Here is a 434-nt window from a genome sequence, read left to right as displayed (position 1 = left end):
TTTATATTTAGCGTGTCTTTCTAATTTATCCCATGCATCTTCTTCATGAATAAGTAAATATATTATAACTTTATCTTTTATTTTTTCAATAGTTTCCCAATTTGGTTGCAATATATGTGAATCTTCAAAACAATCGTTCCACATATCTACCATATTACGTTTTAATTCAATCTCTACACGCCATAAATTTTCTAAATTAATTTCAATATCTGCACTATCTTTTCTTGTTTTTTATTATAAATTTGAATAAATCTATCACTATCACGTACACCAAAATATTTTGTTTAAGGTTTTCCACCACGGCCATAAAATATTGTTTTCTTAACTGCTTTATCAGTCATCGCATAATAATTACTTAAATCAACTTCAAAATCAAAAGCTAAGTTTAATCTTGTAAACTCTATATCTTCCATATAACTAATAATGTTTTTTCC

1 pseudogene is annotated in these 434 nt (G+C 25.6%); it reads right to left on the bottom strand.

Annotated elements, in window-relative coordinates:
• Positions 1-434, bottom strand: a pseudogene (locus EII23_RS13540) (replication initiation protein); the annotation flags it as partial.

Source organism: Desulfovibrio sp. OH1186_COT-070, from assembly GCF_003860215.1.
Classification (GTDB): domain Bacteria; phylum Desulfobacterota; class Desulfovibrionia; order Desulfovibrionales; family Desulfovibrionaceae; genus Desulfovibrio.
This window is presented reverse-complemented; position numbering and strand designations above follow the sequence as displayed.